Below are 3,824 nucleotides of genomic sequence, written 5' to 3'. Positions count from 1 at the left end.
AAACATAACGATTCGCAAGCAATTCATATTGATCTGTTGCATCGATATCTACCTCTTCATCTACAAGTCGCTTATACTTCAATGCACGTCTTTGATTCATCAAAACAATGGCTTCTACCAATATGATGATCATAGTCGCAACAATCGATATTACAACGACATTGTTATAAGTCGCAAACGTCAAGTTCTCAATACCCAATCCATCAAAGTTACCTAAAATTCCACCAATGATACCCCCTACAATTCCACCCAGTAAAAGATATCCGATATATCTTAGTATTTTCATGCTTCATCCTCCTCAATAATAAAAACCGTTTCCACCGTTTCATTGAAAATGCGAGCAATCTTTATTGCCGTTAATACTGATGGCATAAAATTGTTTCGCTCAATTAGCGAAATGGTTTGTCTTGAAACACCAGCTAGTTTGGCAAGCTGCGTTTGATTTAAGCCATCTCGTGCTCGTAACTCTTTCAATCGATTACGCACATCGCATCAACTCCTTAGTCCTAATGTAAATGATATTTGTCTTTTTGACAACTATATTTGTCAAATCTACACAAAAAAATATGATTGTCCACCTATGTATGACATTTTGAAACAACACCTCAACGCCTACAAGTCATAATTGTTTACTTTCGTTACACCTTCCTGCATAATTAACAGCATTCTAATTTTAGTATGATGCACGCATTTTCACTAAATCAAACCATTCAAAGGAGACTATTATGGCATTTACATTATCTGCAATTCAACAAGCACATCAACAATTTACTGGTGTTGACTTTCCAAAACTATTCAAAGCTTTTAAAGATATGGGGATGACTTACAATATCGTCAACATTCAAGATGGCACTGCAACATACGTACATCAATCAGAAGATGATATCGTTACGTCATCTGTGAAAAGTAATCATCCTGTTGCTCAAAAATCAAACAAAACAATAGTTCAAGATGTATTAACTAGACATCAACAAGGACAAACAGATTTCGAAACATTTTGTGATGAAATGGCTGAAGCTGGCATTTATAAATGGCATATCGATATTCAAGCTGGTACTTGTACTTATATCGACTTGAAAGAACAAGCTATTATTTCAGAATTAATACCTCAGTAATTTGTATTTACAGCAACATTTTAATTATTTTATAAAATTTTATTGATAATCATTATCGTTCGGTATAAAGTAAATACTATATACTACTTATGAGTGAGGTTGATTATCATGATAACTAACACTTTTATTTTAGGCATCACAGGCCCAACAAGTCTTGTCGTCATTAGCATTATCGCTTTAATTATTTTTGGTCCGAAAAAATTACCACAATTTGGTCGTGCTATCGGTTCTACTTTAAAAGAATTTAAATCTGCAACAGAAGATTTAGACAAAGAGTCTCACGACACACCCAGTAAGGAATCGAAACAACAGCGAGAGCAATAGCACTGACCACACCTTACTTGTTCATTTTAGCGAGCTACGTCATCGTTTAGTTAAAATACTATTGTCGTTCGTCGTCACAGTCATCGTCGTATATGTTTCATCATTTTGGTGGATGACACCATTCATAACGTATATTACCCGTGCACATGTGTCCTTACATGCATTTTCATTCACAGAAATGATCCAAATATACGTGATGATTATATTTTTCATCGCGTTTTGTTTCATTTCACCAGTCATGTTTTATCAATTGTGGGCATTCATTGCACCTGGATTACATAATAATGAACGTCAATTTATTTATAAATATAGTTTTTTCAGCGTGTTATTATTCTGTGCTGGCGTCGCTTTTGCATTTTATGTTGGCTTTCCAATAATCATTCAATTCGCGTTAAAATTATCATTAACTTTAAACATTTCGCCTGTCATTGGCTTTAAAGCGTATTTAGTTGAACTTATCCGTTGGCTTTTCACTTTTGGCATTTTATTCCAATTGCCAATATTATTCATAGGACTTGCAAAATTCGGTCTTATAGATATCACATCATTGAAGCATTATCGAAAATATATTTATTTCGCTTGCTTTGTGCTGGCAAGTATCATTGCACCACCCGATTTAACATTAAATATATTACTTACATTGCCACTCATATTGCTCTTTGAGTTCAGTATGTTCATTGTTAAGTTCACATGCCGAGGCAAACCGCCAACACATTAACCTTATACGAATTAATGCTGTGATACTCACAATGCAGCAACATCACAATAGCCAATAAAAGAACAATGTAGCACCTCAGATTATATCAATACTGCACTTGCGTTAATTAGAATACAGAATCGGATTAAACCGTGATATCTGCAATACAACGAGAACCAACCATGCAGCGATATCCACATCTCAACAATGCTACGATAATCCGCAATACAGCAACAAAAAAACAGGCACTCGGCCTGTTTTTTATTTTTTAAATTTAAAGATTAAGATAGCAACTACCATAATATAAGCAGCTTGTGCTATCAATGGTTCATAACTTGGATAGAAGCCCAACCAGTTAATCGTTGGGAATCCTTCAATAACATGTCTTGGCATCGCACCTAATAATTGTAACTTTTGAATACTTACGCCAAGCATTTTGAATCCCATAATAAAAATAAAGATCGACAATACTCTAAATATATAGAATATAGGTATCAATCTGACGATAAATCTAAATAATACCGCAAAGACAATTAATATCACTATGGCCAAGGCAATACCAATAATAAAATCTTTTGTCGCTAGCTCACCTATCATCCCCATATAGAAAATGATAACCTCAACACCTTCACGCAACACAGATATTAAACCAATCGTCGCTAACAATACCAAATTACCATTACTAATCGCATTGGCATACATATTTTTAATCATATCATTCCAGCGTTTCGCATTTGAACGTTTGTGCATCCAAACACCAACGATAAACATTAATATGACCGCAACGATACCTAATCCCGCTTCCATACTTTCACGAAGAATGCCACTATTCCCTAAAGTTTCTACAAACGTAATTGCTAAGATAATACTCAGTACAAGTCCGGCAATTGCACCACCAATCACACTTGCAGTCCCCTTATTATCTTTGACTTTACGCGTCATGGTAGTCAATGTCATTACAATTAATAACACTTCTAGTCCTTCACGTAAAAAGATAATCATCACATCGACAAAGCTATAACTATGGCCAACAACCTCTTTAATTTGATTGTTTATATCTACTAAACCATCTTTGACATGCGATTTATTATGTTCGTCTAATACACTTTGATAATATGGTATTTTATCTTCAATTTTCGTATACAAAGCCCCGTCTTTAGTTTGAATTTGACCTTCAACATACGGCCAAATTTCTATAAAATGTGTAAGCGCAGCATCAGCATCCGACAATTGATTGTCGTCGATAGCTTTAATCGCCTTCTCTAACGCATCATTTAATTGTGATACATGGTATTGATCATTTGCAGACGTATCACTTTTTTTATCGACATGATCAATATTTGATTTAAAAGTTGTCCAAGCATGTGACACTTTTGCCGTATCTAATGGTGACTTATGAATTGCAATTCTAAGTTGTAATAATGCGACTTCAATTTGTCCATATTGATTTGCGTCATAATTGCGAATCACTGTTTCATTACTTGTCCAAATCTGATTCAAACTATTGTTCAAAGATTCTAATTCCGCTTTATTTTTATCTTTAATCGCTTTTGTCATCGCAGCATCTTTGGCATCGACTTGCTGTTGCAATAGTTTAATTTTAGAACCCGCATCTTTACTAGCCAATTTCTCTTCATAAGCAATTAATGACTTCGTTAATTGCGAAAGTGTATCTTTTTGATTATCAT

The 3,824-nt window shown here is 34.4% G+C and carries 6 protein-coding genes; 3 read left to right on the top strand and 3 right to left on the bottom strand.

Annotated features, from left to right (window positions below):
- Together IDG60_RS08570 and IDG60_RS08565 are read right to left on the bottom strand one after the other, a co-directional pair.
- A partial coding sequence (locus tag IDG60_RS08570; protein WP_164826199.1) for a DUF3169 family protein occupies window positions 1–286 on the bottom strand: 286 nt, incomplete at its 3' end.
- Window positions 283–486, bottom strand: coding sequence for a helix-turn-helix transcriptional regulator (locus tag IDG60_RS08565; protein WP_001246008.1), 204 nt, complete (start codon window positions 484–486; stop codon window positions 283–285). The genes IDG60_RS08570 and IDG60_RS08565, both read right to left, overlap by 4 nt.
- 239 nt (window positions 487–725) lie before the next feature.
- On the opposite strand from IDG60_RS08565, the gene IDG60_RS08560 reads away from it, so the two are divergent.
- The 3 genes from IDG60_RS08560 (at window position 726) to tatC (ending at window position 2,157) form a co-directional block, all read left to right on the top strand.
- Window positions 726–1,115 (top strand): DUF1398 domain-containing protein, encoded by a 390-nt coding sequence (locus IDG60_RS08560; protein ID WP_000886004.1) that lies wholly within the window; start codon window positions 726–728, stop codon window positions 1,113–1,115.
- A gap of 99 nt (window positions 1,116–1,214) precedes the next feature.
- Entirely contained in the window at window positions 1,215–1,439 is a 225-nt protein-coding gene (locus tag IDG60_RS08555) for a twin-arginine translocase TatA/TatE family subunit (RefSeq protein WP_001794540.1), read from the top strand.
- A gap of 55 nt (window positions 1,440–1,494) precedes the next feature.
- Entirely contained in the window at window positions 1,495–2,157 is a 663-nt protein-coding gene (tatC, locus tag IDG60_RS08550; protein ID WP_010922821.1) for a twin-arginine translocase subunit TatC, read from the top strand.
- Window positions 2,158–2,397: 240 nt separating this feature from the next.
- On the opposite strand, the gene IDG60_RS08545 is transcribed toward tatC, so the two are convergent.
- The coding region (locus IDG60_RS08545; RefSeq protein ID WP_206160619.1) for an FTR1 family iron permease at window positions 2,398–3,824 on the bottom strand (1,427 nt) is incomplete at its 5' end.

The organism is Staphylococcus sp. EG-SA-2 (genome assembly GCF_017152085.1).
This window is presented reverse-complemented; position numbering and strand designations above follow the sequence as displayed.

Bases quoted from the DNA above. Each gene is read 5' to 3' on its own strand.
- IDG60_RS08560 (WP_000886004.1), top strand. From the start codon at position 726: ATGGCATTTACATTATCTGCAATTCAACAAGCACATCAACAATTTACT.